This is a genomic window from Persicimonas caeni (assembly GCF_006517175.1).
Lineage (GTDB): Bacteria > Myxococcota_A > Bradymonadia > Bradymonadales > Bradymonadaceae > Persicimonas > Persicimonas caeni.
Genome location: NZ_CP041186.1, coordinates 5428155 through 5453815 on the forward strand (window position 1 = coordinate 5428155; position 25661 = coordinate 5453815).

The 25661-nt window shown below is 63.7% G+C and carries 21 protein-coding genes; 13 read left to right on the top strand and 8 right to left on the bottom strand.

What is annotated here, in order from left to right:
* Nucleotides 1-46: 46 nt before the first annotated feature.
* Both FIV42_RS19955 and FIV42_RS19960 read right to left on the bottom strand, forming a co-directional pair.
* The gene (locus FIV42_RS19955) at nucleotides 47-1039 is read right to left on the bottom strand and encodes a helix-turn-helix transcriptional regulator (RefSeq protein WP_141199394.1); all 993 of its coding nucleotides are present in this window, start codon (nucleotides 1037-1039) and stop codon (nucleotides 47-49) included.
* Nucleotides 1024-1338: a helix-turn-helix transcriptional regulator gene (locus FIV42_RS19960; RefSeq protein ID WP_141199395.1), complete on the bottom strand. Its 315-nt coding sequence runs from the start codon at nucleotides 1336-1338 to the stop codon at nucleotides 1024-1026. The genes FIV42_RS19955 and FIV42_RS19960 overlap by 16 nt, the downstream gene beginning before the upstream one ends.
* Before the next feature lie 235 nt (nucleotides 1339-1573).
* Here FIV42_RS19960 and FIV42_RS19965 point away from each other — a divergent pair, with 235 nt between their 5' ends.
* Nucleotides 1574-3358 carry an AMP-dependent synthetase/ligase gene (locus tag FIV42_RS19965; RefSeq protein ID WP_141199396.1) on the top strand — a complete coding sequence of 595 codons (1785 nt, stop codon included), beginning with the start codon at nucleotides 1574-1576 and terminating at the stop codon, nucleotides 3356-3358.
* A gap of 43 nt (nucleotides 3359-3401) precedes the next feature.
* Here the strand turns inward: FIV42_RS19965 and FIV42_RS19970 are convergent, their stop codons facing one another.
* Genes FIV42_RS19970 through FIV42_RS19980 form a run of 3 tightly spaced genes read right to left on the bottom strand, consistent with a single transcriptional unit; the run spans nucleotide 3402 to nucleotide 5913 of the window.
* Nucleotides 3402-4526, bottom strand: a complete 1125-nt coding sequence (locus FIV42_RS19970) for a hypothetical protein (RefSeq protein ID WP_141199397.1) — start codon at nucleotides 4524-4526, stop codon at nucleotides 3402-3404.
* Between the two features lies 1 nt (nucleotide 4527).
* Nucleotides 4528-4800, bottom strand: a complete 273-nt coding sequence (locus FIV42_RS19975) for a hypothetical protein (protein ID WP_141199398.1) — start codon at nucleotides 4798-4800, stop codon at nucleotides 4528-4530.
* A 12-nt stretch (nucleotides 4801-4812) separates the two neighbouring features.
* Nucleotides 4813-5913: a hypothetical protein gene (locus FIV42_RS19980; RefSeq protein ID WP_141199399.1), complete on the bottom strand. Its 1101-nt coding sequence runs from the start codon at nucleotides 5911-5913 to the stop codon at nucleotides 4813-4815.
* 370 nt (nucleotides 5914-6283) lie between these two features.
* Between FIV42_RS19980 and FIV42_RS19985 the strand changes: the two genes are divergently transcribed.
* The 3 genes from FIV42_RS19985 to FIV42_RS19995 all read left to right on the top strand — a co-directional run bounded on the left by FIV42_RS19985 (nucleotide 6284) and on the right by FIV42_RS19995 (nucleotide 13170).
* The gene (locus tag FIV42_RS19985; protein ID WP_141199400.1) at nucleotides 6284-7156 is read left to right on the top strand and encodes a hypothetical protein; all 873 of its coding nucleotides are present in this window, start codon (nucleotides 6284-6286) and stop codon (nucleotides 7154-7156) included.
* Nucleotides 7153-9234, top strand: coding sequence for an IgGFc-binding protein (locus FIV42_RS19990; protein WP_141199401.1), 2082 nt, complete (start codon nucleotides 7153-7155; stop codon nucleotides 9232-9234). The genes FIV42_RS19985 and FIV42_RS19990 overlap by 4 nt, the downstream gene beginning before the upstream one ends.
* Nucleotides 9235-9471: 237 nt before the next feature.
* Nucleotides 9472-13170 (top strand): serine/threonine-protein kinase, encoded by a 3699-nt coding sequence (locus FIV42_RS19995; RefSeq protein WP_141199402.1) that lies wholly within the window; start codon nucleotides 9472-9474, stop codon nucleotides 13168-13170.
* A 203-nt stretch (nucleotides 13171-13373) separates the two neighbouring features.
* Here the strand turns inward: FIV42_RS19995 and FIV42_RS20000 are convergent, their stop codons facing one another.
* Nucleotides 13374-13796, bottom strand: coding sequence for a hypothetical protein (locus tag FIV42_RS20000; protein WP_141199403.1), 423 nt, complete (start codon nucleotides 13794-13796; stop codon nucleotides 13374-13376).
* Nucleotides 13797-14096: 300 nt separating this feature from the next.
* Between FIV42_RS20000 and FIV42_RS20005 the strand changes: the two genes are divergently transcribed.
* Nucleotides 14097-15194: a hypothetical protein gene (locus tag FIV42_RS20005; RefSeq protein ID WP_141199404.1), complete on the top strand. Its 1098-nt coding sequence runs from the start codon at nucleotides 14097-14099 to the stop codon at nucleotides 15192-15194.
* Between the two features lie 76 nt (nucleotides 15195-15270).
* Here the strand turns inward: FIV42_RS20005 and FIV42_RS20010 are convergent, their stop codons facing one another.
* Together FIV42_RS20010 and FIV42_RS20015 are read right to left on the bottom strand one after the other, a co-directional pair.
* Nucleotides 15271-16128 (bottom strand): DUF547 domain-containing protein, encoded by an 858-nt coding sequence (locus tag FIV42_RS20010; RefSeq protein ID WP_168210798.1) that lies wholly within the window; start codon nucleotides 16126-16128, stop codon nucleotides 15271-15273.
* 96 nt (nucleotides 16129-16224) lie between these two features.
* Nucleotides 16225-16947 carry a cold-shock protein gene (locus FIV42_RS20015; protein WP_141199406.1) on the bottom strand — a complete coding sequence of 241 codons (723 nt, stop codon included), beginning with the start codon at nucleotides 16945-16947 and terminating at the stop codon, nucleotides 16225-16227.
* Nucleotides 16948-17268: 321 nt separating this feature from the next.
* Between FIV42_RS20015 and FIV42_RS20020 the strand changes: the two genes are divergently transcribed.
* The 8 genes from FIV42_RS20020 (at nucleotide 17269) to FIV42_RS20055 (ending at nucleotide 25638) form a co-directional block, all read left to right on the top strand.
* Entirely contained in the window at nucleotides 17269-17682 is a 414-nt protein-coding gene (locus FIV42_RS20020; RefSeq protein WP_141199407.1) for a hypothetical protein, read from the top strand.
* Nucleotides 17682-18404 (top strand): MotA/TolQ/ExbB proton channel family protein, encoded by a 723-nt coding sequence (locus tag FIV42_RS20025; RefSeq protein WP_141199408.1) that lies wholly within the window; start codon nucleotides 17682-17684, stop codon nucleotides 18402-18404. The genes FIV42_RS20020 and FIV42_RS20025 overlap by 1 nt, the downstream gene beginning before the upstream one ends.
* A complete protein-coding gene (locus FIV42_RS20030) occupies nucleotides 18401-18829 on the top strand; it encodes an ExbD/TolR family protein (RefSeq protein WP_141199409.1) in 429 nt (142 codons plus the stop codon). The genes FIV42_RS20025 and FIV42_RS20030 overlap by 4 nt, the downstream gene beginning before the upstream one ends.
* A 77-nt stretch (nucleotides 18830-18906) precedes the next feature.
* Nucleotides 18907-19422: an FtsB family cell division protein gene (locus tag FIV42_RS20035; RefSeq protein ID WP_141199410.1), complete on the top strand. Its 516-nt coding sequence runs from the start codon at nucleotides 18907-18909 to the stop codon at nucleotides 19420-19422.
* A 38-nt stretch (nucleotides 19423-19460) separates the two neighbouring features.
* Nucleotides 19461-21638: a diguanylate cyclase gene (locus FIV42_RS20040; RefSeq protein ID WP_168210799.1), complete on the top strand. Its 2178-nt coding sequence runs from the start codon at nucleotides 19461-19463 to the stop codon at nucleotides 21636-21638.
* A 411-nt stretch (nucleotides 21639-22049) separates the two neighbouring features.
* Entirely contained in the window at nucleotides 22050-23435 is a 1386-nt protein-coding gene (locus FIV42_RS20045; RefSeq protein WP_141199412.1) for a PhoH family protein, read from the top strand.
* A 12-nt stretch (nucleotides 23436-23447) separates the two neighbouring features.
* Entirely contained in the window at nucleotides 23448-24581 is a 1134-nt protein-coding gene (locus FIV42_RS20050; RefSeq protein ID WP_141199413.1) for an endonuclease/exonuclease/phosphatase family protein, read from the top strand.
* A gap of 310 nt (nucleotides 24582-24891) precedes the next feature.
* Nucleotides 24892-25638, top strand: coding sequence for a transposase (locus tag FIV42_RS20055; protein ID WP_141199414.1), 747 nt, complete (start codon nucleotides 24892-24894; stop codon nucleotides 25636-25638).
* Nucleotides 25639-25661: the final 23 nt, after the last annotated feature.

Consider the following 25661-nt stretch of genomic DNA (forward strand, 5'->3'; position numbering starts at 1 on the left):
AGCGAGTCGTATCGGGAGCGCGGTTCGTCGTTGTGGCGAATCGCGCTCATTCGTTTCTTGTGGTGAGTGTGGCGTGCAGCCAGATGAGCTCGGCGCGCGAGTCGAGCCCCAGCTTGTCGAGCGCGCGTCGGAGCAACGTGGCCACCGCCCCGGCCGACAGCCCCAGCCGATAGCCGACGGCCTTGTTGCTCTCCCCGGCGCCGACCAGGCCGGCCACCTGGCGCTCGCGCAGGGTCAGGGCGCGCGGGTCGCTGACCTCGTGCGGGTTGGCGTAGGCGACTAGGTAGCGGCGCCCGTCGCTGTCGAATCGGTCGACCAGCGACCATCGCCCGTCGATGAGCCCCTGCCACAGCGACAGCGCCTCGTCGTCATTCTGGCGAGTGGAGCCGGTGCGCGCCGCTTCGATGCGCTTGGCCGCTTCGCGCAGTGTTTGGCGCGCGTTCGGCGAGCTGGCCGCAGGCTCGGCGTGGATCACTCCGGCGCCCGGCTCGAGCACGGCCTCGGGGTCGACCGGGTTGCGCGTCAGCGCGCGCCGCAGCCGAAAGGCGGCCTGCAGGTGTGCGCCGATGCGAAACCAGCGCTGCCGGGTGGCCTTTGTGATGGTCGAGATCTCGCGAAACGGCGAGTTGACCGCCACGCCCACGCCGGTGGGGCCGGAGGCGCTCAGCCCGAACGTGTCGGGGTAGCCGTGCGGCTGGACATGCTCGCCGTAGGGCGGGGCATCGGCGGGGCGCTCGTAAAACTCGCTGACGGTCCCGCAGAGGATGCCCGCGTGGTAGAACTGGCGGACCTGTTGGGGGGCGCTGTCGCGATTGAGCGCCAGCGTCGCCTCGACGAACTCGTCGGTGACTTGCGCGGCCGCCCAGCCGACGGTGTCGACCCCTTCGTCGGGACGACTGGCATCGTAGCCGTAGACCATCACGCCGAAATCCCCCGGCGCCAGGCCCACCAGCGACTCACACAGGGCGTCGTACCACTGCTGGGCGTCGCGCTCGATGCAATAGGCGGTTTCGACGATATGGATCAGGTCTCGTGACATCGGTTGTACCGGGCGAGGGCTGCGATCAACTCCGAGGTGGAGCTGACGTCGAGTTTGGAGAGCATCGAGGAGACCTGCGAGCTGACGGTGTGGCGCGAGGTGCCTCGCTGCCGGCCGATCTCGGTGTAGGTGCGCCCTCGAATGAGGAACGTGGCGACTTCGCGCTCGGCGTCGGTCAGCGCGTCGGGCCACTTGCTTGGCACGAGCGGGACGCTGAGGACCGCGAGGCCGCGCGCAACGGCGTCGCGTTGGCCTCCGTCGTTTGTGAGTTGCTCGGGTGTGCCCGACTCGTTCGACATCTTGGTTCACCTCGGTGCTGCGAATGGGCGAGTTTCGATGGGTATGGTGGGGTGCAAAACACTCTCTGGCAAGGCGGCGAGTCCTCGCGGCGCGATTCGACTTGCGTAGGTTGGGCGTCGCGTAATAAATTTATCGCCGTTCAACTGTGTTATTTTTCTGAGAATCTTTTGTTCCGTCGGCCAGACCGGCTCGGTCGAGTCGGAGCGGTCCTCGCCACACATTCGGAGAACGTAGATGCCTGCATTCGAAACCCTCGTCGACCTGTTCGAGCAAACCATCGAGAAGTACCCGAACAACCGCCTGTTCGGCGAAAAGAAAGATGGCCGCTACCAATGGACGTCGTACCAGAAATTCGGCCAGAAGGTCGATGCCTGTCGCGGCGCGCTCGCCGCGCGCGGTATCGGCAAGGGTGACACGGTGGCGGTCATCTCGGACAACCGTCTGGAGTGGGCCGTGGCCGCGTACGCGACCTACGGACTCGGCGCCAAGTACTGCCCGATGTACGAAGCGCAGATGCCCAAGGACTGGAAGTACATCCTCGACGACAGCGACGCCAAGCTGGTGTTCGTGGCCGACCAGGACATCTACGAGAAGGTCCAGGACCTCAAAGACGACATCGAGACCCTCGAGCACATCATCTTTTATGACGGGGCGACCGACCACCAGGACTACTTCGGCAATATCCTCGAGGACGGCCGCCACAACGCCACGCCCTCGACGCACCCGACCAAAGACGACATCGCCACGTTCATCTACACCTCGGGCACCACGGGCAACCCCAAGGGCGTGAAGCTGAGCCACTGGAATATCTGCTCGAATATCCAGGCCATCGGCGACATCTTCCCGCTCGACTCCGACGAGACGAGCCTGTCGTTCTTGCCGTGGGCGCACAGCTTCGGCCAGACCGTCGAGCTGCACCTTCTGTTCTCGCGCGGCGCCGCCCTGGGCCTGGTCGAGGACGTGTCGACCATCGTCGAGAACCTCTCGGAGGTGCGCCCGACCATCCTGATGAGCGTGCCGCGTATCTTCAACCGCATCTACGACGGCGTCCAAAAGAAGATGGACGCCGAGGGCGGCTTCAAAAAGAAGATGTTCTATGCGGCGATCGACAACGCCAACAAGAAGCGCGAGGAAAAAGAGGCGGGCGGCGTCGGCTTCATGACCGGCATGAAGGACAAGATCTTCGACAAGCTCGTCTTCAGCAAAGTGCGCGACCGCTTCGGCGGCCGGCTCAAGTACGCCATCAGCGGCGGCGCGGCGCTCAGCCCCGAGGTCGCCCGCTTCATCGACAACCTCAACATCCAGGTCTACGAGGGCTACGGTCTCACCGAGACCTCGCCCATCGTCTCGGCGAATATCCCCGGCGCCCAGAAGATCGGCAGCGTCGGCAAGCCCATCCCCGGCGTCGAGGTGTTCACCCGCCCGGTCGAGGGCTACCCCGAGGGCACCGGCGAGGTGTGCGTGAAGGGCCCGAACGTCATGCAGGGCTACCACAACCTGCCCGACAAGACCGCCGAAGTGCTCGAAGAAGACGGCACCTTCCACACCGGCGACCTGGGCCGCGTCGACGAGCAGGGTTTCCTGTGGATTCTGGGCCGCGTCAAAGAGCAGTACAAGCTCGAGAACGGCAAGTACGTCGTGCCCGGACCCATCGAAGAGCAGCTCAAGCTGAGCGGCTACATCAACCAGATCATGATCGAGGGCACCAACAAGCCGTACAACGTGGCGCTCATCGTCGTCGACGAAGAGGCGCTGACTCAGTGGTGCGAAGAGAACGGCGTGCCGCGCGAAGAGGCGCTCGACCACCCGAAGGTGCGCGAGCTGTACGCGACCGAGCTCAAGCGCTTCGGCAATACGCTCAAGGGCTACGAGCACCCGCGCGCGTTCGCGCTCATCGACGAGGAGTTCTCCACGGAGAACGACATGCTCACGCCGACGCTCAAGCTCAAGCGTCGCATCGTGATGAAGAATTACGGTGAGAGGATCGAGGGGTTGTATAAAGAGGCTGCGGCGGAGTGAGGTTTGGGTTGCCGAGGCGGCGTCGCCGCCTCGGCAACCACTTCTAGGCCTTCAACCTCTCCTGCAACGCCTCCGCCTTTTCCAAAGCCTCCTCCTCCCTCGGCTCCAAGCCAAACTCCCCCAACATCGCAGCCTTGTCACGCGCGGCCGCCGCGCGGCTGAGCACGCCCAAGAGCTTTTGCTGCTCGGAGCGCGCCTCGGCGTCGAGTTCGGCGTCCGAGGTCGAGCGGTACGGGTCGAAGCGGCCCTGGTCGTCGATGGTGATCTGGGCGTCGACGTCGCCCACGTCCATCGTCTCGATGATGTACTCGATGCCCGAGGCGCTGGCGTGGAGCGGCAGGCGCAGGAGCGTGGTGATGGTGCCCGAATTGGTCGAGGCGAGCGTCGAGCCCAGCCCGTCGACGACCTCGCCGATGGAGACGCCCATGGCGGTCTCGACCTCGTCGACGACGCCGCGCGAGGCGAGCGGCGGAAGCTCGGCGCAAAACAGCACGTTCTGGCCCTGGTCGCGCAGCCACACCGCCCAGCTCATGAGCGCGCGCAGCGCGGTGAGTTGGCGCTGGGCGTCGCCGTCGAAGGTCAGCTCGTGGGTCGCCCATTCGGGGGCGCGCGCGTCGCCCGACAGCCACAGGACGGCGTCGTACTCGTCGGAGCGAGTGCGTGCGGCGTGTACTCTGGCGGCGAGCGCGTCGTAGGCCTGCGGGCCGGTGTAGGTGTCGAGGATGAGGTTCAGGCCGCCGTGGGCGAGCGGCGAGAGCCGGTCGATGGCCGAAAAGCCGGTGGCCAGGGCGGGGCGGGTGCCCGAGAGCTCGGCGAATTTGGGGGCGCGCAGCTTGAACGGGATGGTGTCGAGGTCTTTGCCGGCGGTGATCGCCAGGGCGTCGACCGAGGACTGTCCCTGCTTGGGCGCGGTCACGTGGGCCGACTCCTCGGTCTGGAAGACCTCGACGCCGGGGCGCACCCAGGCGGGCATGCCGAGCAGCATCGCGTCGACGGTGCGCCCGCCGGCGTGACGCCTGACCGCGGCGAAGACCTCCTCGCCGCCCTCCGAGCGGATGCCTAAGGCATCGCCGGTGCGCGGGATGTCGTCGCCTACAAAGGCGCGCACCCATCCGGATTCGACTTCGATGATCTGGGGCGACCGTTCTTCGTAATCGGTAATATCCATGTCATTTTTCCGGCGGCCGAAAATCAACGAGCCACCCAAACCGCTCCAGGAGGTCCTCGGCGACATACTCGAGGCCTGCGCGGTGTGGGTGGCTCAATGTTGCGAACGGGACGAAGTCGCGAAACGCGCCGCTGTCGGCGGCGTTCCAGTATTCGTCCTCGTCGAAGATGTCGACCTGGAGGTCTTTGACGCTCGCCGCGAGCAATTCGAGCTCGGCGATCATCTGGGCGCGGTCGGCTTTGCGCCGATCGACCGATAGGGTCCAGGTCTCCACAGGTGTCCCGCCTTACTCTTCGATTTCTTCTTCGAGTTCGGCTTGAAGCTGCTCGGGCGTGGGCGGCCCCTCTTCCTCGCGGCGCTCGAGGCGCTCGCGGGCCCACTCGCGAAGGCTCTTGGCCTTGTCGTCGAGGGACTGCTTGAGGAAGTCGATGCCCAGGTACTTCTCGCCCAGGATATAGGCGCGCTTTCGGACCGAGGTGTCGGGCAGGTCGGCGGCCTTCTCCAGAAGCTCGAGGCGGGTGTTCTCCTCGAGGTTCTCCCACTCTTCGTCGAGCAGGTCGAGCGCGCCGCTGGCGACGTGGTCACCGCCGTAGCCGCGCACGGTGTTGGGCTTGAGCAGCTTTTTGAGCAGATCGAGGGAGTCCTTGCCCAGACGCGCCAGCCAGACGACCGCGCGGCGGCGCACCGAGCCGGGCAAAAAGCGAATGCTCAGCCGGTCTTGCTCCTGGGCGTCGGTGTCCAGCGGGTGGTCGTACTCGTTGCGCGGGAACGGGATGGCGTTCTCGACGACGATCTTGCAGACCTCGCGCTTGAGCGTCTTGTTGAGGCTGTCGAGCTTCATGAGGAAGTCGAAGATCTTCTTACCCTTGGCCCCGATGGCCTCTTTGGCCGTCAGGATCATCAGGATAAGCTCGATCGACTCCTCGTTGCTGATCTGGACGTCTCCGAAGACGCCGTCGCAGGCCGGGATGAGGTACTTTTCGGCCTCTTCGTAGTTGTCGGTCAGTCGTGGCAGCCAGATGATGCCGCGGCGAAGCCCGAGGTAGTCGCGGCGAGTCAGCAGGCCGTTCTCGCCCAGCCAAGCGGCGAGCATGAACAGACCGGGGCCGGGCTCTTGGCCCTCCTCCAGGTGCATGTTGACCTGCAGGCAAGCGTGGCACAGCTTCTCTTTGACGTGATCTGAGATGCCTTCGGCAGCGACCACGCGGCGGGCAAAGAGGCCCAGGTAGTACGGGTACTGCAGATAGCGCCAGATCCGCTCTTCGTTACTGCCACCGATGGGATAGTCTGTGCTCTCGATGAGCGCGTCGGTGGCCATCTCGATGAGTCTCGGGATTTCTTCGTCCGAAGCATCGAGATTGCGTTTCAGAAAGGTGGTCGTATTCAACCGAAACCTCCAAATTGGTATCGTGAACCGGCCTGGAAGCAGCTCTGGACTACTTCAAAGAACGTATGGTGGGAGTAGCGGCGAAACACCGCGGCGTCGTTTTCAACGGTTGCAACCAGCAACGCCCCGGGATTATTCGTGATGCCGTGTCCGTGGCCTGGGGGCGTGGCACACGTTAGTAGGCTGTCGGCATAGCACGTTCAGCGCGGGATCGCAACTTCCGGACAGGGGAACCCACCCCCAGACAACTTGTCCAAAGACCTGAAGGGTAGTAACCACCCCACCAAGGTGCTACGATACGCGCCAGCGCGCATCTCGAGCGAATCGAGAGGTGCGCTCGACTTTGAAACCGACCGAGGTTCAGAGGCTTATGAGTGACCACAACGGCAACGAAAACCCGCAAATGTCCGACGACTCACCCGAGTTCGACCGGATGCTCGACAGCATCGAGAAGGCCGAGTCGGCCCGCAAGCGAAAGGGGCTGATCTTTTTGCTCATCGGCCTGATCATCGGCGCGGGGATCTTCGCGCTCGCCTTCATGTTCCGCGACGAGGTCTTCGGCCCGGCGGTCGACATCGAGGAGGGCCAACAGGAGGTCATCGCCAAGACCGACGACCCGCAGTGCCGCGACATGATCGCGCAGGTCCAGGACTTGTCGGACCGCTACTTCAAGCTCGAGCCGAAGATCGAGGACAAGCTTTTGAGCGAGGACGCCGCGGCCATCCAAGAGATCCGCGACGAGGTCGCGCGGCTGCAGCAACGCCTCGACGAGATCGAGGAGTTCTCCGGCGAGGCCAACTTGCGCTTCGACGAGTCGCGCGCCCAGCTCAAAGAGTGGTTCGACTACGTCGAGCTCGAGCTGTCGTTCATCGACCGGCTCGCCCGCGAGCAGCTGGCCAAATTGGAAGACGCCAAATTGGAAGACGCCAAATTGAAAGAAGAAGGCGAGCCCGCTAAAGAGGACGGTACTGCAGACAAGGCTGGCGAAGAGGCCGACAAGAAGCCCGAGGGGATCGTCGTCGAGAAGGGCGAGGCGACCAAGAAGAAAGAGAAGGCCGAAGCCGCCAAGGAAAAGAAGAGCAAGAAGACCCCCGAAGAGCGAAAGCAGGGCGCGCTGGTGGCCATCCACGACGCGTTCCAGAAATTTCGCGTCTGGCACTCGAGCTCGCTGCACCCCTGCGGCGAAGCCGACGAGGGAGAGACTCCCTGGCGTCCCAAGAATGAGACACGAGACTCGCAATGACATTGACGTACCTCAAGCGTGCCGCTGTTCTAATCGCCGCCCTGGCGTTCACCTCCTGCGGCGGTTGTGACGACGGCGGAGGCAACAACGCCACCGACAGCGGCATCAATCCGACCGATGTCAGCGACGTGTCTGACGTCGAAGAGGATACGATCTCGTGTACGCCCAACGAGATTCTGCGCTGCACCGCCGAGAACACCCCCGGCGTCGAGCGCTGCAACGCGCAGGGCAACGGCGTCGAGCAGTCGAGCTGCGGCGACAGCCAGGTCTGCCGCGAGGGCGCCTGCGTCGACGTCACGTGCGTGCCGGGCACGCGCCGCTGCGCAGATCCGGGCCAGCCTCAGGAGTGCAACGACGAGGGGTCGGCCTGGGAGAATATCGAGGCGTGCACCGACGGCGATATCTGCGAGGAGGGTTTCTGCCTGAACCGCTGCGAGATCGCCGACCGCACCAACAGCTATATCGGCTGTGAGTATTGGGCGGTCGAACTCGAAAACCACCTGCTGAACGACTCGCGCGACGACGGCGAGCCGCTGCCCGACGACCAGCGTCCCCCGTTTGCCATCGTGTTGGCGAACACCTCCGACAGCTACGACGCCGAGGTCACCGTCTACACCGAAGAGGGTCAGCTCGCCCAGGCGGTCGGCTCGCGCACCGTCGCCTCCGACGTGTCGCTGCCGGGCATCGACTACGTGACGGTGCACTCCGAGCTCATCGACGCCGACGGAAACCGTCTGCAGGGCCCGATCTCGGGCGATATCGACAAGCTGCCGCTCCCCAAGGGCACGCTGATGACCTTGGTGCTGCCGCACCGAAGCGTCGAGTTCGGCAAGAGCACCCTCGACTCGCTGGCTTATCGGGTCGAGTCGACCCAGCCGGTGGTCGCCTACCAGTTCAACCCGCTCTGCTGTAACTACAACTACACCAACGACGCCAGCCTCCTGCTGCCCACCAGCGCGCTCACCGAGAACTACATGTTCATGAGCTACGCGGTATGGAACGGCAGCCAGAGCCGGCTCGACCAGCCGTATTCGTCGACGATGACGGTGCTGGCGACCGAGCCCGACACGCAGGTCTCCATCCAGCTGGTCGCGCCCAAGGGCGCCGGCTCGGGCGAGAACGGCCTTCGTCCGTACTCCGAGCTCATCTACCCGTTCGACAGCTCGCGGGTGAACGGCCCGGACGCCAACGGGCGCATCAACGTGACGATGCAGCCCTTCGAGGTCTTGAACGTCGCCGGCGCCGGGGTCGACCCGGTCGAAGATCTGACCGGATCGCTCATCGAGGCGGACAAGCCCATCGCGGTCTTCGGCGGCCACACCTGCGCGTTCGTCCCCTTCAACCTGTCCGCATGTGACCACCTCGAGTCGCAGCTCTTCCCGCTGGAGACCTGGGGGCGCCGGTTCATCGCCGCGCCGCTCAAGCTTCGCCAGGAAGACGCCTCCAACAGCCGCGAGGGAACCTACTGGAAATTCCTGGCGCGCGAGGACGGCACCCGCATCGACGTGGGCATCGACATCCAGCGGCCCAACGTGCTGCCGCCGGCCGACGAGGGCGTCAAATCGTGCGAGGAGTTCGCCACCAACGCCGAAGCCGGCATCTTCGAGCTCGACGCCGGTCAAACCTGCGAGTTTGGCTCGCGCGACCTGATCGTGGCCGAGGCGAGCCAGCCGATCATGCTCGGCGCCTTCCTGAGCGGCCAGTCGAGCGTCAGCGAGAACGCCGATTGGGGCTCGCACGCGGGCGACCCGGCCTATTATCTGGTGCCGCCCGAAGAGCAGTATCGCCGCGACTACTCGTTTTTGACCCCGGCGACCTACTTCCAGAGCTACGTGACCGTGACCACCCAGCCGGGTGTGCCGGTGACGCTCGACGGTGAGCCGATCAACCTGAGCGACTACGATTACGAGGAGAACCTCACCCGTGGCGTCGCCCGGGCGCACATTCCGGTCGAGCCCGGCCCGCACCGTATCGAGGCGCAGGTGCCGTTCGGTATCGTGGTGTATGGGTACGACGATTACGTGTCTTATGCGTATACGGGTGGGTTGAACTTCAAGAAGTTGACGCCTTGGAACTGAGGGGTTTGGGGTTTAGGGGTTGAGGGGTTTGGGAGATGGGACGGCGCGGGTTTGGGGAGAAGGTTTTGGATGAGTGGATGTAGAGTGATTCGGGGGTTTGCGAACGGATCGAAATCATGTAATCGGGCCCAGTCAACTGGTGGTCACCGATTCATTGCCGCCCCGTAGATACGCAGTCGTCGTTGCTGTTACGCAGTTGTAGTTCACTCAACCACTGACCCACTCAACCACTCTCGAATGATTCAGCCCGGACATATCATCGGCGAACGCTATCGGCTCATCGAGCAGATCAGCCAGGGTGGCGTCGGTACGATCTGGAGAGCCCTGCACGAGCAGCGGGGCCTGGAGATTGCGCTCAAGCTGCTCAAGCCCGAGATGTCGCGGCTGCCGCACCTTCGCCGCCGGTTTGCGCGCGAGGCGAGGGCGGCGTCGCGCCTGTCTCACCCCAATATCGCCGTGGTCCACGACTTCGGTGTCGACGACAACAGTCAGATGTTCATCGGCATGGAGCTCATCGAGGGCGACCCGGTGACGCGCTGTATCGAGACGGGGCTCTCCCTGCTCAACGTGCTGCTGCTCGCCGACCTGCTGCTCGCGGGGCTGGCGCACGCGCATGCTCGCGGCGTGATTCATCGCGACCTCAAGCCCTCCAATATCCTGCTGGCCGGCTCGTCGCTGCCCCACGAGATGGGCGTCCCCAAGCTCGTCGACTTCGGCATCGCCAAGGTCTCCTTCGAGGGGAGCGACGAGAGTGAGACCGCCCACGGCGAGGTCGTCGGCACCCCGCGCTACATGAGCCCGGAGCAGGCCTCCGGCGAGCCGAATCTGGGGCCGCAGACCGATATCTACAACGTGGGGCTCATCCTCTACGAGATGATCACCGGCGAGCCGCCGTTCGGCGAGCAGAAGGGGCTGGCGGTCATGAGCCAGCACGTCCACGACCCGATTCCGCCGATGATCCCGCGCACGGGCTTGTCGATTCCGTCGGATTTTCGAAACCTGGTGATGCGCGCGCTCTCCAAGGAGCCGCGCGACCGCTGGGCGACCGCCGCCGAGTTTCGCCAGGACATCGCCCCGCTCATCGAGCAGGCCCGTCGAGATCCGCACGCCGAGCGGGTGCCCACCCAGACGATTCAGGTGCGCGATCCGCACACCCTCGAGACGGCGCGCATGACGATCGAGGAGACAGGCGACTTCGCCAACGAGGCGCCCACCATCGTCGAGGAGCCCGACGTGGTCGAGTCGGTGCGCGGCGAGGTGATGGAAGCGGCGATGGGGCCGGCGTTTCGCCGGGTCCCCTTCGTCGGGCGCATCGATGAGCGCGAGCGGCTCCAGCAGATCGCGCGCAACGTCAACGAGTCGGGACACGGCAAGATTGTGCTGGTCAACGGCGAGGCGGGCGTCGGAAAGACGCGCCTGTCGACCTGGCTCAAAGAGCAGTGCGAGGAGCACGGGGTGCTTCGCGCCCATATCGGCGCGTTCTCGCGCGGGGCGACCGGCGGGCTTCGCGGGCTGCACGAGGTGCTCGAGAGCATCTTCGGCACGCGCGGCTTGTCCCGAGAGGAGGTCGACGAGCGCGTGGGGTGGTATCTCGACCAGTGGGGCCAACCCGACAGCGACGACCGCGGGCCGATCGTCGAGTTTTTGCGGCCGCACGGAAGCTCGGCAGGCGAGAGCCCGTCGGGCAACTTGTCGACGAGCGCGCTGTTCGCCGCGGTCGCCCGCGTGCTCGAGCTTGCGAGCCTGCATCGCCCCCGCCTGCTAATCCTCGACGACGTGCACTGGGCGGGCGGCGAATTGGCCGAGTTCTTGGACTATATGGCCGTCGAGATGCGCCACCGCAAGCTGCCGTTGCTGCTTCTGGCGACCATCCGCACCGAAGACCTCGCCGAGCGTCCCCGCCTCGCCGCCCAACTCGAGGCGCTGAGCCGCTATGTGGGGGAGAGCGTCGAGCGGGTGTATCTGGAGAGGCTCGGCCGCGAGGTGAGTTACCAGCTCGTCGAGGCGATCTTTCCGTGCGACGACCAGTTGACCGGGATCATCTACGAGCGCTCGGCTGGAAACCCGCTGCACCTGATGCTCTTGCTTCGCTACCTGCGCGAAGAAGACTTGCTCGAGTCCGACGGACAGCAATGGCACGCGCGCAACCTGTCGCGGGTGCGCGCAGCGATGCCCCCGAGCCTGGCCGACCTGTTCCACGTGCGCGTCCAGCAGGTCGAAGAGCGCCTGCAGACGGCGGGGAACCTCAGTGCGCTGTTGGTGCGCGCGGCGGTCATCGGGCCGCGCTTTAGCTACGGCGTGCTCGAGCGCATGATCGAGCTCGAGGCCGACTCCGAGCGCTTCTCCGACTTCGATATCCAGTTCGACCGGCTGCTCGCCGAGGGCCTCATCGTCGAGGTCGAAGGGCGCGGCGAGGACTGGTACCAGTTCAACCACGCGCTGCTTCGCGACTACTTCTTGCGCGAGAAGCTGGGGCCCGGGTTGTTCAAAAAGCTGCATCGCCTGGCCGCCGAGGCGATGGTCGACGCGCTGGGCGCTCGGGTGGACCAATACGCCCTTGAGATCGCGGCGCACTGGCGCTCGGGCGGGCGCACCGAGCGTGCGCTCGAGTGGTATCGACGCGGGGCGAACTCGCTGCGCGCCTCGTCGATGTATCGACAGGCCGCGGCGGCCTACGAGGTGTGCGTCGAGTTGATGGACGCGCGCCTGGCGATCGACTCGCGCGGAGAGAGCAGCTTGCCGAGTGTGAGCGACGCCGAGCGCTTCGAGCGCGCCGGGGTGACGTTGTCGGAGTATGTCGACACGCTCGTTCGCCTGGGCGACTTGCTCGAGGGCTTCAGCGAATTCGATCGCGCCGAGAAAGCCTACAGGCGGGTGGTGCGCATGGTCGCCGGCGACCACGAGGGCCTGGCCGACGACGTGCTGCGCGCGCTGGGGCTGAGCTGGAAGGGCCTGGGTCATATCGCCTGGCAGCGCGGCGACTTCGAGGCCGCCGAGTGGGCGTTCCAGAAGGTCCGCCAGCTCGTCGAGGGCCGCGAAGCGCTGCGCCCGGTCGCCGAGTCGGCCGCGCGAGGGCTGTCGTGGGTGTTCTGGCACCGCGGCGAGTACGCCCGCGCCAGCGAGTTGACCGACGCCGCGCTCGCATCGGCCACTGCCCGCGGCGACATCGCCGGCGAAGCCGCGTCGCACTGGCTTCTGGGCGAGGTCGACCGCATGAAAGGCGAGGGCGAGCTCGCCCGCGAGCACTACGAGACGTCGCTCGAGCTGTACCGTCAGTCCGACGACCCGACCGGCGTCGCCCGCAACCTGTTGAGCATGGCCCAGCTCGCTCGCTACCAGAAGGCGTTCGGCGAGGCGCAAACCCTCTACCAGCGCGCCCTGTCGCGCTACGAAACCCTGGGTGACCGCCGCGGCGCCGGCCAGTGCTACAACGGCTTGGGCGATATCGCTCGATTCGAGGAGCGCTACCGCGACGCGCGGCGAAATTACGCCCGCGCGCTCGACATCTACGAGGCGATCGGCGCCGGCTACGACGTCGCGCTCGTCTACACGAACCTCGGGCTGACCGCGATCGCGCTGTCCGACTACGAGGCGGCCGACGAATACCTGAGCGCCGCGGGCAATATGGTCACCGGCGACGAGTACCCGTATTTGCTGGCGGGCGTGGAGTTCAACCTGGCGCTGGTCAAGTCGCTACGCGGCGACGACGCCGAAAGCGAGGCGATCCTCGACGACGTCCTGGAGCTCGCCGAGCGCTTTCCGATCCCGGATTTGGACTACGCGCAACCGTTGGAGCGCCTAGGTCGACTTCGCGCCGAAGCGGGCGATACACGCGAGGCGGTCGAGTTGTGGGAGAAGGCGGCCGAGATTTATCGGGAGTTGGAGCTTGGTGAGGATTTAGAGCGGGTGCAGGGGTATATTGCAGGGGAGGAGTGAGGGGCTCGGAATGTAAGGCATTGCTTTGCGGCGCCCCCCATCCGCCCTCCGCTTCGCTACGGGCACCTTCCCCGAGGGGAAGGGCTGCCTTAGCTCTTCTGAGCCACGTAGCTTTTCGCAGGGGCATCCCTTCCCTCGGGGGAAGGTGCCGAGCGCGTCGTTTAGCGCGAGGCGGATGGGGGGGCTTCGGAAAGCTAAGCTCCCTACGCCGCAGCCGCCGTCTGCTTCAGAATTCGACGAATCCCCGTGATCGCCCGATACAGGCTCGCCTGACGCGCCGCCGACTCGCGGCCGACGCTGCACAGGTACAGGGTCTCGCCGTCGATGTCGAAGCTGCGGATCGACATGGTCGACGGGTTGAAGCCCGGCACCATGGAGGCGAGCTTGGCGAAGACCTTGCCGCGGCTCTTGCCGCGATAGGTCTCGAGCACCGGCGCGTAGGCCGCCAGCGCGGCGGCTTCGTCGGCGTCGCCGGCCCCGGCGAGCAGCAGGCCGCTGCTGTCTCCGAGCACGAAGTTGTTCAGGTTCTGGGTCTTGAAGATGTGCTCGAGTTGGTAGCCGATGGCGATATGCGCCTTGGGGCTGCGCTTGCGGCGGCGTTCTTGGTGAAAATCAACGACATTCATTTGCGTCCTCCGTGAGCAGTGAAAAACATCACGCGCCATCCCTGGCGCACTTTCACTGTACGAGGGTGCGGCAGAGTCGCAAATTTTTTGATCGCTCTCGTTCAAAAGCGTGTATTGACGCAAACTTGCCCACACCATACGATGCCGGCGTTTCGAGCCATTTTCCGCGAGGATGTGCGAGGCGTTAACGAAGTGACAGTTTCTTGACGGATCGCTTCTTGCACAACTGGTACCCGTCGATCATTTTGTTACGTCCCGACTCGTTGCGGGAGACCGAGAGATTGGATTGAGGAGATACGCATGCGCGATGACTTCAAAAAATACCTGACCGGAGCCATCTTGGCTGGAGCGGTCATGGCACCGGGCGCCGTGTGGGCGCAAACTGATGATCCGGCCGATGCCGGCGCCATCGAAGAAGATCTCGATGAGGCCGTCGAGGAGGATCTGGAGTCAGGTGAGGCTGCTGAGAAGCCGTGGACGGTGTCCGCGACGTTGCTCACGCGCGCTTACCAAGGGATGTTCGCTGACCCGGCGAACCAGGACCCCGCGCTCGACCCGAGGAATGGACAGGCCGGGCCGGCTTCGGCTGCGTTCGACCGTTGGCTGAATCTGTACGTGGTTTCGGCCGGCTACAGCTACGAAGACTTTTCGTTCGGAGCGGATCTTACTTGGTCGCACTGGATGACGCGCGGCGGCGGCAGTGTCGAGCCGAACGAATTTCGCTTCGAGGACACGGGTCTATCGGCGAGCTGGTCGGGTTATGAGATCGAGCCGATCGACACCACCGTGTCGGCGCGGTACTCGGCGACATTGCCCACGAGTTTGGAGAGCCGCACTTCGAACCTCATTGTCGGCAATACGCTCACAACGTCGGCCAGCAAGACGTTTTTCGAGAAGTTGACCCTGTCGTACTCGCTGGCGGGAAGTTGGACGCCACATACCACCGAAATGGCGACCAACGCGCCGGATACGGTGCAGATTCTGCGTGAAACCGATCCGTTGACGACCGCGAGCGGCGAGTTTCCGGATAACGAGTACTACAACTCGCAATTCGCCTTGACCAACGCCCTGAGCGCTAGCATCCCGGTTTGGGACAAGCTGAATGCATCCATCTCTTACTCGTTGACGAAGTATTGGACGTATCACGTCGACAACGACGACGCACTTGCCGCCGACATCGACGGCATTCAGACGGGCCGAATGACCTCGGACGTCAGCATCGCTGCGGCATCGCTGTCGTATCCCATTGGAGACTACGTCAACGTCTCGGGTGGCATCCGCACGGCCCAGGCGCCCAAGACCAGCGACAATTCGAGCTTCCGCTTCCCTTGGTGGGACACCACCAGCGCCGCTTCGAATCGCTCGGCCTTCCAGTTGGCGATTACCGGCACGTACTGAGCTGAGTTGAAAGCTTGAAATGAAAAAGGCGCGCCTTCGTGGCGCGCCTTTTTTTGTTGGGGAGAGCAGACATTGCCTACTCCCGAGCCCCCTCCACATCATTCAACGCCCAGTCATACTTCAGAAAGCTCACCGCGGGCTCACCCTCACGAGTCTCGACGAGCTTCTGGACCTCCTCTCCGCCATATTTCGCCGCATAGAGCGGCAAGCTCTCGGCGCTGGGAGAGAACTCGTCGCTCACGAAGTCAGGCCGATACCAGTTCATCACGCTCGTCAGGTAGAGCTTGTCGCCCTCGACACGTGCGTAGCGCTCGTCGCCGAGGGTACGCTCCGCGGCCTGGTCGAGTTGCTTGTCGATCTTCGCACCCTCGTAGGGCCAAGAGGCCAGGGGCGGGCAGCCCACGGAGGCGCAGTTGACCGCGAAGTGGATGCGCGAGTCCTTGTAGATCGGTCGAATCAACCCGTGCTCGATGTCGTCGAGGCTCAAGGTGTAGCCGGCGACCTTGTAGCGCTTGGTCTTCCACGGGTTGTCGAGGTCTTTGATGCTCTCGAGGCCCGGGTAGTTCTCGACGATGAGCTTGAGGGTGTAGGCGTTGTAGGCGTTGATGAGGAGCGCCAGCTCGCCGTCGTCGTCGAGCTCGGTGAGGTCAGCCTTGGCGAGCCGGTCGAGGTAGGCGTCGAGTTCGGCTTCGTCGGCTTTGAGGCCGGCGTAGTCCACCCGTGCTGTGTCGTAATCGACGTGGCGCTCGAGAAGCTCGCCGTAGTCGGAGTGATCGAAGCTCTGCGCTTCGTCGGGATCTTTTCGCAGATCGTCGACGATGGGGCTGTCGATCTGCTCGGCCTTGGGGACGAACAGAGACAGGCACCCCGAGGAGCACGAGGTGAGCCCGGCCAGCAAAAAGAGGGCGGCGGCGATAATGGGAAGACGAGTCATATAGAACTCCATGCAGAGGGGCGGCATGCCTAAGACATACCGCGCCCTCATGAAGATTCAACAATTCGACTCGCCTCGCCGACGCTGGCCCTGGGCTCAGTCTTCTTCCTCGCGCATCGAGACGTTGATGGCCTTGGGGTACTTCTTGCCATCATGGCCTCCGTACTGGAACTCCACGGGGATGATCTCCCCGGGTACGTACGAAGGTAGCCGCGTGCGCAGCTCGTCGTCGACGACGTTGGCGATATGGAAGAAGAACTTTCGCTCCTCGTCAGTCTGGATGAACCCGAAGCCTTTGTCGGTAAAGTAGGCGATGATGCGCCCCTCGATGTCTTCGCCGATCGAGAGCTCTTCATCGATCGACATGCGCTCGAGGCGATCGATGTTCTCTTCGAGATCGAAGAAGTGGAAGGAGCAATCTTCGTAGATGCGAATTCCCATCGCCTTGACTTGGCTATATCGCCTGTCGAATAGAAATGACAGACAGGCGCCAAAGGCCACCAACAGCCCTCCGGAATCGATCGTGACGTCGTCCACTTCGATATATAGCGACTTGAGGACGACGCCGCGTTTGGAGGCCTGTAAGAAAGCCTGTTGTTGATCGAGGTCATCCGACTCCGTAGTCACGTGGATGCCTAAATTGACGTGCGCATGCACGTCCTCTAGGCCCGAGACAGTGAAGTCGAGGAGATACTCGTCTCTGAACCGATCGCTGGAATCGATCAAGCCGCCGGCGCGCTCGAAATAATCGCGCAGGGCTTTGGACAGATCGGCATCGGGCGAGTGCAACTCGTTCGAGATGTTTTCTGACATGCTCATGAATCCACCTCAAGCACAAACAACCTAGTTCGACCGGTGACGCTCGCAGAACGCGTAACGCTCCGATGAGGCCCTACGGTCATTAAATATATGGAGCAGCGCGACGAAGGCACGCATCTGGCTGAAAATCCGGCCGCATTGCACCGCATAGCGGTCGCGCTCTGGTATAACGAGCGAGATAGGCCGCGCGTTCCGCAGGATCAAAAAATTTTTTGGCGGGCGGTCGTGTTAGAGGTTCGGCGCCGGTCGGTCGCCGCATTTCGAAGGCCGTCGCCTTTCGCACGGCTGGACAAAACTACTGAGCTTGGACACATTCCACCCATGGAAGAAGCACCAAAGAACACCTCCGATGCGACGCCGGACGCCCATCGCGGCTTCGTGCGTGAAATGAATCGCGGCTTTGCCACTGTTTACGGCTACGGCGGCGCAGCTGTGTTGGCTGTGACCGCGGCCGTGGTGGGCGTGGCGGCGACTTTCGACGCCTTGGGCTCCCCGCTGACCTGGATTGGGGCGGTGGTCGCGTTTTTGCTCGGCCTGTTCGTGCTGCGCATCTTCGTGAGTCGCAAAGCCCACCGCATGCTCGATCGCATGCGCCAGTACTGTGAGGTCAACGAGGTCACGGTCGACGAGCTTCGCGCCCGCTATACCGGCGAGGGGCTGTACCCGTACTTCGAGTCGATCTTCGAAGTCGTCGAGCGCCGCCAAAAGCTACGCAACCAACAGGGTTCCGAATAATGACCGAAGTCTACGAATTTCTCGCCAAGGGCGGCTGGCTGATGATCCCGATTCTGGGCTCGTCGGTCATCGGCCTGGCTTTCTTCTTGGAGCGGCTGTGGGCATTGCAGCGCGCCAAGATCGTGCCGCCGCGTTTTGTCGAGGTGGTCAAAAAGATGCTGCGCGAACGGCGCTTCGACGAGGCCGAAGGGCTGTGCCAGACCAACGAGGCGCCGATTGCGGCGATGCTCGAGGCGGGCATCCAGCACGCCGGCTGTGAGCGCGACGTCATCAAAGAGGTGATGCTCGAGAAGGGCGAGCGCGAGATGTTCTTCATGGAGCGCTTCACCAACGCCCTGGGCTCGATCGCCACCGTGGCGCCCTTGATGGGCCTGCTGGGCACCGTCGTCGGTATGATCAGCGTGTTCCAGCGCGTGGTCAATCAGGCCGGCGCGGGCGGCGCGGTCGACGCCGGCGCGCTCGCCGCGGGCATCTGGGAGGCGCTGATCACCACCGCCGCCGGGCTGACCGTGGCCATCCCCATCTACCTGGGCCACCGCTACATCATGGGCCTCATCGACCGCTACGCCGTCGAGATGGAGGATATCAGCCTGACCGCGCTCGACTACCTGGTCCCCGAGGGCCAGGCCGGCCGCGTGCGCCACACGCCGGTCGAGACGAGCGAAGAAGACGCCGACGCCACGGCGACCAACGGCCAGCTCACCCCTCAGGAGGCTGAATGAGCCTGCGACACTCCCGAAAAGAGCGTCGCGGGGAGGCCAACCTCGAGCTCACCCCGCTCATCGACGTGGTCTTCTTGCTGCTCATCTTCTTTTTGATCACCACGACCTTCTCGAAGAGCCAGGAAGCCCATATCCCGATCAACCTTCCCAAAGCGGTCAGCGGCGAGAAGGCCACCAGCGGTGACAAGGTCGTCTTGTTCATCACCGCCGAGGGGTCGGTCGAGCTCAAGGGCGACGAGCCGCTGCAGGGCAACTCCATCGAGGAGAAGCTCGCCGACTTGCGCGAGCGCAAGCCCGAGGCGAACGTGGTCCTCAAGGGCGACCAAAAGGCGAGTCACGGCAAGGTGATCGAGGTGTTGGACCAGATCAAGCAGACCGGCTTCAAGAAGGTCGATCTGGTGATTTCGCGGCCGCAGGGCGAATAGGCCGCGAACCAAATTCTTGCATTCCCCCACCCCCCTGCTAGTATCGCCTGCAGGATAACTCGGAGCCACCTACATCCATGAAGCGCCTCGGCCTGACATTATTGGTCCTCGCCGTGATCTCGGGCATCGCGTACTACGTGTTTACCCACCCGAGTCTCGACCGCGCCGAGCAGTTGCAGGGCGAAGTCGAGAAGCTTCGTGAGCAGAATCGGCAGTTGGCCGACAAGAACGATCGCCTCGAGAAGAAGGTGGTCGCGCTTCGTGACGACCCGCGCTTGGCCGAGCGCAAGGCGCGCGAGTCGAGCGGGTTGGCCCGCCCCGGCGAGGTGGTCTTCCAGTTCGAGAAGCCCGACGAGGACGTCGAGGTGAGCGTGACGCTGGAAGTCGGCGTCGACGCGCTGGAGTTGGCCGGCAAAAAGTTACACGTGGATCAATTGGCCGACGCTCTGGTCGCGCTCGACAAGGATGTCGAGAATGCGCGGCTCAGCGTGGAGTTCGATGAAGAGGTCGACGCGCTCAGGCAACAGCGCGTGCGCGATCTGGTCGCCGGCTCGCCGTTGGCCCCGGCTGAATTCGTCTCGGTTGAAGAGTGATCGAGTGATTGAGAAGTAGAAAGCCAAGGATGGCTGTTATGTCTGCGACGACACGAAGTCTGACTCGCCGCCCGCAAACCATCGAGGCGAGCTGGCCGACCGGCCTGGCGATGCTCGGTGCACTCCTGTACGTGGTCGGCTACGTGGGCAATCCCAGCCTTCCGCTTCCCATCAACATCGCAGCTGCCGTGGTCCTGCTGGGCGTGTGTGTCTGGTCGGGTTGGCGTGCGTGGAGCCTGCGCGGCGCCGACAAGAGCGTGGCGTTCCAGCTCGAGCGGTCGGTATTGTACGTGACGACCGCCTTTGTGCTCGTGCGCTCGCTGTACGGCTTCGGCGTCGACACCTACCCGCTCGTCTACCTGCTGCTCGCCTTTTTGGTGACCTTCCAGGAGCGACAGGCCGCCATCGGCGCGGTCGTCGCCGCGCTGGTGCTCGAGTGGGGCTCGCAACTTTTGGGCACCTCGGCCGGCGCCGCGGAGCTGAGCGCCGGGTTCGAGCTGCAACAACAGCTCGACTGGGCCTCGCTGACCACGCGCACCGCGTTTATCGGGCTGTTCGGCTTTTTGTCCTACGGGGTCCACGGCACCGAGGTGCTCGAGCGGCGTCGCCGCCACCGCCGCGAGGTCGAAGAGGAGCGCGAGAAGATGCTCCGTCAGGCCCGCGAGTACCGGCTGCTCAACTCCGGGCGGGTAGACGCGGCCGCCGGCGACCGCACCCAGGCCGAGGAGATGGCCGTCTACGACGCCGTCGAGGCCGTCCAGCACACCACCTACGTGAGCCTGTCGCTGCTCAAGACGGCGCTGCAGTGTCATACCTGCGTGCTCTTGTGGTTCGACGTGCGCGGCGAGAACCTGCACATCAAGGAGCTCGTCAGCGACAGCGACGGCATCGTCGAGGGCGATATCAAGCCGGCCAAGGGCGTCATCGGCGGCATCTCGCGGCGGCGCGAGCCGGTCAACCTCGAGAACCTGCGCAATGGGTTTCGCGGCATCCCGTATTACCGCGACCCGCAGGCCATCAAGCACTTTTTGGGCGTGCCCGTCATCGAGAACGGCCACCTGCGCGGGGTGCTCTGCGCCGACCGCAAAGGGGGCATGCCGTTCTCGTCGACCGACGTCAACGTCGCCGAGGAGGCGGCCGCCTACATTTTGCGCGCGGTCGAAAACGAGCGCATGTTCACCAGCATCGAGCGCACCAAATTCGAGCTGGGGCGCTTTTTCGAGGCGAGCCGCCGGCTCAACGGCGTGCTCACCCCGCAGGACGTCTACGAGGTGGCGCTCGAGAGCATCGCCGGCATCGTCGAGTACGACTTCGCCGCGATCACCGTCTTCGACGAAGCCGACAACCTGCACCGCATCGAGGCGCTCGACCACACTGGTGCCTTCGGCGTCGACGTCGAAGACTGGCAGGGCAAGACCTTCGGCGAGAATAGCGGCCTGGTGGCGATGGTCGTCAAAAACTGCCACTACCTTCCCTACGGCGGCCAGGTGCGCGAGTCCGACCCGGTCATCTTCACCCGCGACGAGCGCCTCGACGCGGTGCGCAGCATGCTCGTCTTGCCGTTGATCGCCCACGACGAGCCCATCGGCACGCTCGTCATCTGCCACAAGGAGGCCGGCCAATTCGGCTCCGAGCGCCGCGAGATGCTCGAGGTCGTGGGCAACCAGGTGGCCATCAGCCTGCAAAACGCCCGGCTGTACGCTCAGATGGAGGAGATGGCCACGACCGACGGGCTCACGGGGCTCGCCAACCATCGCAGCTTCCAGTCGAAGCTCGACGAAGTCATCGCCCGTCACCGCCGCACCGAAGAGCCGTTCGGCCTGATCCTGACCGACATCGACCACTTCAAGTCGGTCAACGACACCTACGGCCACCCGGTGGGCGACGAGGTGTTGCGTCAGGTCTCGCGGGTCTTCAAGGAGTCGTTGCGCGAGGTCGACGTGCCGTGTCGCTACGGCGGCGAGGAGTTCGCCATCATCCTCGAGGACACCGACCGCAAGGGGGCGATGACCATCGCCAACCGGCTGCGCGAGTCGGTCGCGGCGCTGGAATTTCAGTCAGATCAGGGGCCTTTCCAATGTACGATCAGCATGGGGGTGACGATCTGGCCGACCGACGAGCGTGACAAGCAGCCGCTCATCGACCTGACCGACCAGGCGCTGTACTACTCGAAGGAGCATGGGCGGAATCGGGTGACGTCGGCCGAGGAGCTTTGAGGGGCTAGAGAGGTGCAATAAGCCAACATCTTCCTCTCCGCCCGCAGCGAAGCGAAGGGAAGGAGAGGACCGAGGTGAGGCCTCCCTTTCCGCCCGCAGCGAAGCGAAGGGAAGGAGAGGGACCGAGGGAGAGGCCTTATGGGCAACTCAACTACATACCTCCTCCTCAATCCTCCTCCACTTCGCTTCGCTACGCAGAGGAGGAGTCCCCTCCTCGGTCCTCCCCACTTTGGGACTGCAAAGCGGGGAGGAAGATGTCGAGCGGTCGTGCGGCATCTGTCATCGCATTTCTCATTGAACCCCCGCCTTCCGTGCTGATATGAAGAAACGGCACGACACTCACAACCCTCATGACCCCCACAGCCGGTGCAAGGCCCCCTGACGGCCTCGTCACTACCGGCACGGCACAATATGCAGAAAAACTTCGTGTTCGACACCAACGTCCTGCTGCACGATCCCCGTGCAATCTTCAAGTTCGAAGACAACAACATCATCATCCCCATTTACGTCATCGAGGAGATCGATACGTTCAAAAAGGAGATGACCGAGCTCGGCCGCAACGCGCGTGAGGCGAGCCGCATGCTCGACCGCTACCGGATGCAGGGAAAGCTGGGGGAGGGCGTCGAGCTCGAGAACGGCGGGACGCTGCGCGTGCCGTCGACGACGCGCTCGCTCGACAAGGAGTTTTTGCATTCGGACAAAAAGGACAACCTGATCTTGGCGGTCGCCCTCGACCTGCAGGGCGACGAGCCCGACAAGCCGTGCATCTTGTTGACCAAGGACGTCAACCTGCGCATCCGCGCCAACGCGCTGGGCATCCGCTCGGAGAACTACGAGGAGCAAGACGTCTCCATCTCGGAGCTGTACCCGGGCGCCTGCGAGCTGGACGTGCCCGTCGACATGATCAACGGGCTGCACGAGGACGGTGAGCTCGAGGTCGACCTGACCCAGTACCAGCCCAAGGTCTCCGAGTCGGCCGAGCGTGGCGCCGGCGAGGTGATGCCGCGCTTCTACCCGAACGAGTACGTGCTGCTCAAAAACGAGGCCGGCGGCAATCAGAACTCGTTGGGGCGCATCACGCTTCCCAACCCCGACGACCCGTCGAACGCGCGCATCCAGCCGTTGTTCAACCTCAAGAGCGCCGTGTGGGGGCTGCGCCCGCGCAACAAGGAGCAGTATTTCGCGCTCGACGCGCTGCTCGACGACGACATCAAGCTTGTCACCCTCATCGGTAAGGCGGGCACCGGCAAGACGATCTTGGCGATCGCGGCCGGCCTGCGCAAAGTCACCGACGAGCAGAAATACGGCAAGCTCGTCGTCAGCCGTCCCATCTTCCCGATGGGCCGCGACATCGGCTACCTGCCCGGCACCGTCGAAGAGAAGCTCAACCCCTGGATGCGCCCCATCTTCGACAACGTCGAGCACCTCATGGGCGTGTCGACCGCCGACAAGCGGGCCGGCCGAGGCGCCCAGGAGCTCATCGACATGGGGATCATCGAGATCGAGCCGCTCACCTATATCCGCGGCCGCTCGCTGCCGAACCTGTTTCTGATCGTCGACGAGGCCCAGAACCTGACCCCCCACGAGGTCAAGACGATCCTGACGCGCGTGGGCGAGGGCACCAAGATCGTGCTCACCGGCGACCCGTACCAGATCGACAACCCGTACGTGGACAGCGAGTCGAACGGGCTGACCTACGTGGTCACCAAGTTCAAGAACGAGCCCATCAGCGCGACCGTCTCGATGTTCAAGGGCGAGCGCTCCGAGCTCGCCGAGTTGGCTGCGAATATTCTGTAAGGTGTAGGCGCGATGGCTGACGACAAGGTGGCCGACAAAAAGACGTCGAAGTGGAAGTGGGTGGCCCTAGGAGTGGTAGTGATGGCTGGTCTCATCGGCGCCGTATTTGCTTTTCTCGACCCGCTCGACACCCAGTTCGACGACGTCGAGGACGCCAAGCTCTACGAAGCCAACGAGAAGCAGCCGGCGCCCGACGAGGTCGACCGACTGAAGGTGATGACCTGGAACGTCAAGTTCGCCGGCGGGCGCATCGACTTCTTCTTCGACTGCCACGGCGACCGCGTCATCATGGAGGAGGCCGAGGTGCTCGGCCACCTCGAGGGGCTCGCCCAAAAGATCAACCAGGTCGACCCGGACGTCTTGCTCTTGCAGGAGGTCGACATCGACTCGAAGCGGGCGGCCTACGTCGATCAGGTCCAGTGGTTTCTCGACCACACGAACCTCAACTACGGCGCCTACGCCTCGCAGTGGCGCGCCAAGTTCATCCCCAAACACGGCATCGGCAAGGTCGACTCGGGCAACGCCGTCTTGTCGAAGTGGCCCATCGAGCACGCCGAGCGCCTGGCGCTGCCGCTCATCTCCACCCAGGACGCCGTCACCCAGTATTTCTACCTGAAGCGCAACATCCTGCGCGCCAAGGTCGACGTCCCCGGCGACAAGCCGCTGTGGACGGCCAATATCCACACCGCGGCGTTCGCCCAGGACGGCACGAAGGACAAGCAGATCCGCGCCTTCGAGCTCGAGCTGGCCAAGTTCAGCGAGCAGGGCAAGACGTTCGTCGCCGGCGGTGACTTGAACACCATCCCGCCGGGCTCCAAGAAGCTTCGCGATTTCCCCGACACGGTCTGCGTCGACGCAGACTTCCAGGCCGACGACTACTCACGAGAAGTCGGCCTGCTCGACGACCTGTACGCGAAGTACGAGGCGGCGATCCCGCTCGAGACCTACGAGGCGAACAACGCGCGCTTTGGCACGCACTCCACCCACAAAGACCACTTCTGGAACCGCAAGCTCGACTACTTGTTTACGAACGGGGAGTTTGTGGAGGGGACCGGGGCGGTCCACCAAGATAAGACGACAGGCGGCATGGAGACCATGCCGCTGTCGGACCACGCTCCAGTCACCGCCGTGCTCGACTGGGAGTAACGCGTCTCGGTGCGCGGGCATTTCGCCCGCGATTCGGTGCGCGGGCATCTTGCCCTCGATTCGGTGCGTGGGCATCTTGCCCTCGCCTCCATCGGTGCGTGGGCATCTTGGCCTCGCCTCCATCGGTGCGTGGGCATCTTGCCCTCGCTTTAGTGTTTTTGGACGTTCGATCTGAAACAGAAAAAGCCACTCAAAACCCGCCTCCCACACCCACCAAACCCCGATCTCCCAAAAAAGCACGCAACGTTTTTCCACATTTTGTCGAAAACCATAGTGAGGCAACTATGACCTTCGACATCAGGAGAAAACGATGCCGCACTACTTTGACTACCGTGGCCCGGTGCGCCGCCGCCGCGGCAAATACTTGCCCCACCTTGAAGTCGACCCGGGCATTTACTTCGTGACGTTTTGCCTACACGACTCGGTCCCCAAGAAGAAGCTCGCACGACTCGGCGAAGAGCGTGAGCGTCTCGTGGCCGAGCTCTACAACGCGGGCAAGCTCGATTCGGCACGGCTCTATCAGATCAACGGCGAGTACTTCGAGCAGGTCGACGACCTGCTCGATGCCGGTGCCGGAAGTCGCATGCTCGCGAACCCACACGTCGCACAGATCGTGGCCGGTGCTTTCGAGTACTTTCATCGTGACCGGTATGACCTCGACTCGTGGATCATCATGTCGAATCACGCCCATGTAGGGCTTCAGACCCGCAAAGGCCACTGGCTGTCGGACATCATGCACTCGTGGAAGTCATTTACGGCTAACAAGATCAACAAGCTACTCGGACGGCAAGGCGAGCCGGTCTGGCAGGCTGATTATTTTGATAGACTCGTGCGTACCGAGGAAGAACTCGAACGGGTGCGCCACTACATCTGGCACAATGCGGATGCGGTGGGTCAAGATGACTGGAAGTGGCGGCGTCAGTACGAGCGACGTTGGAAGGAAGAGGAGAAGCCGAGGGAGTTGGGGAGACCGCTTTGTAGCGAGGAGGAGTCGAAGGCGTGGTGGGATGAGTATGCTATGCCTGACTCAGATTGGTCGAAATCAAATGCAGCGTAGGCTTGAAAGCGAGGGCAAGATGC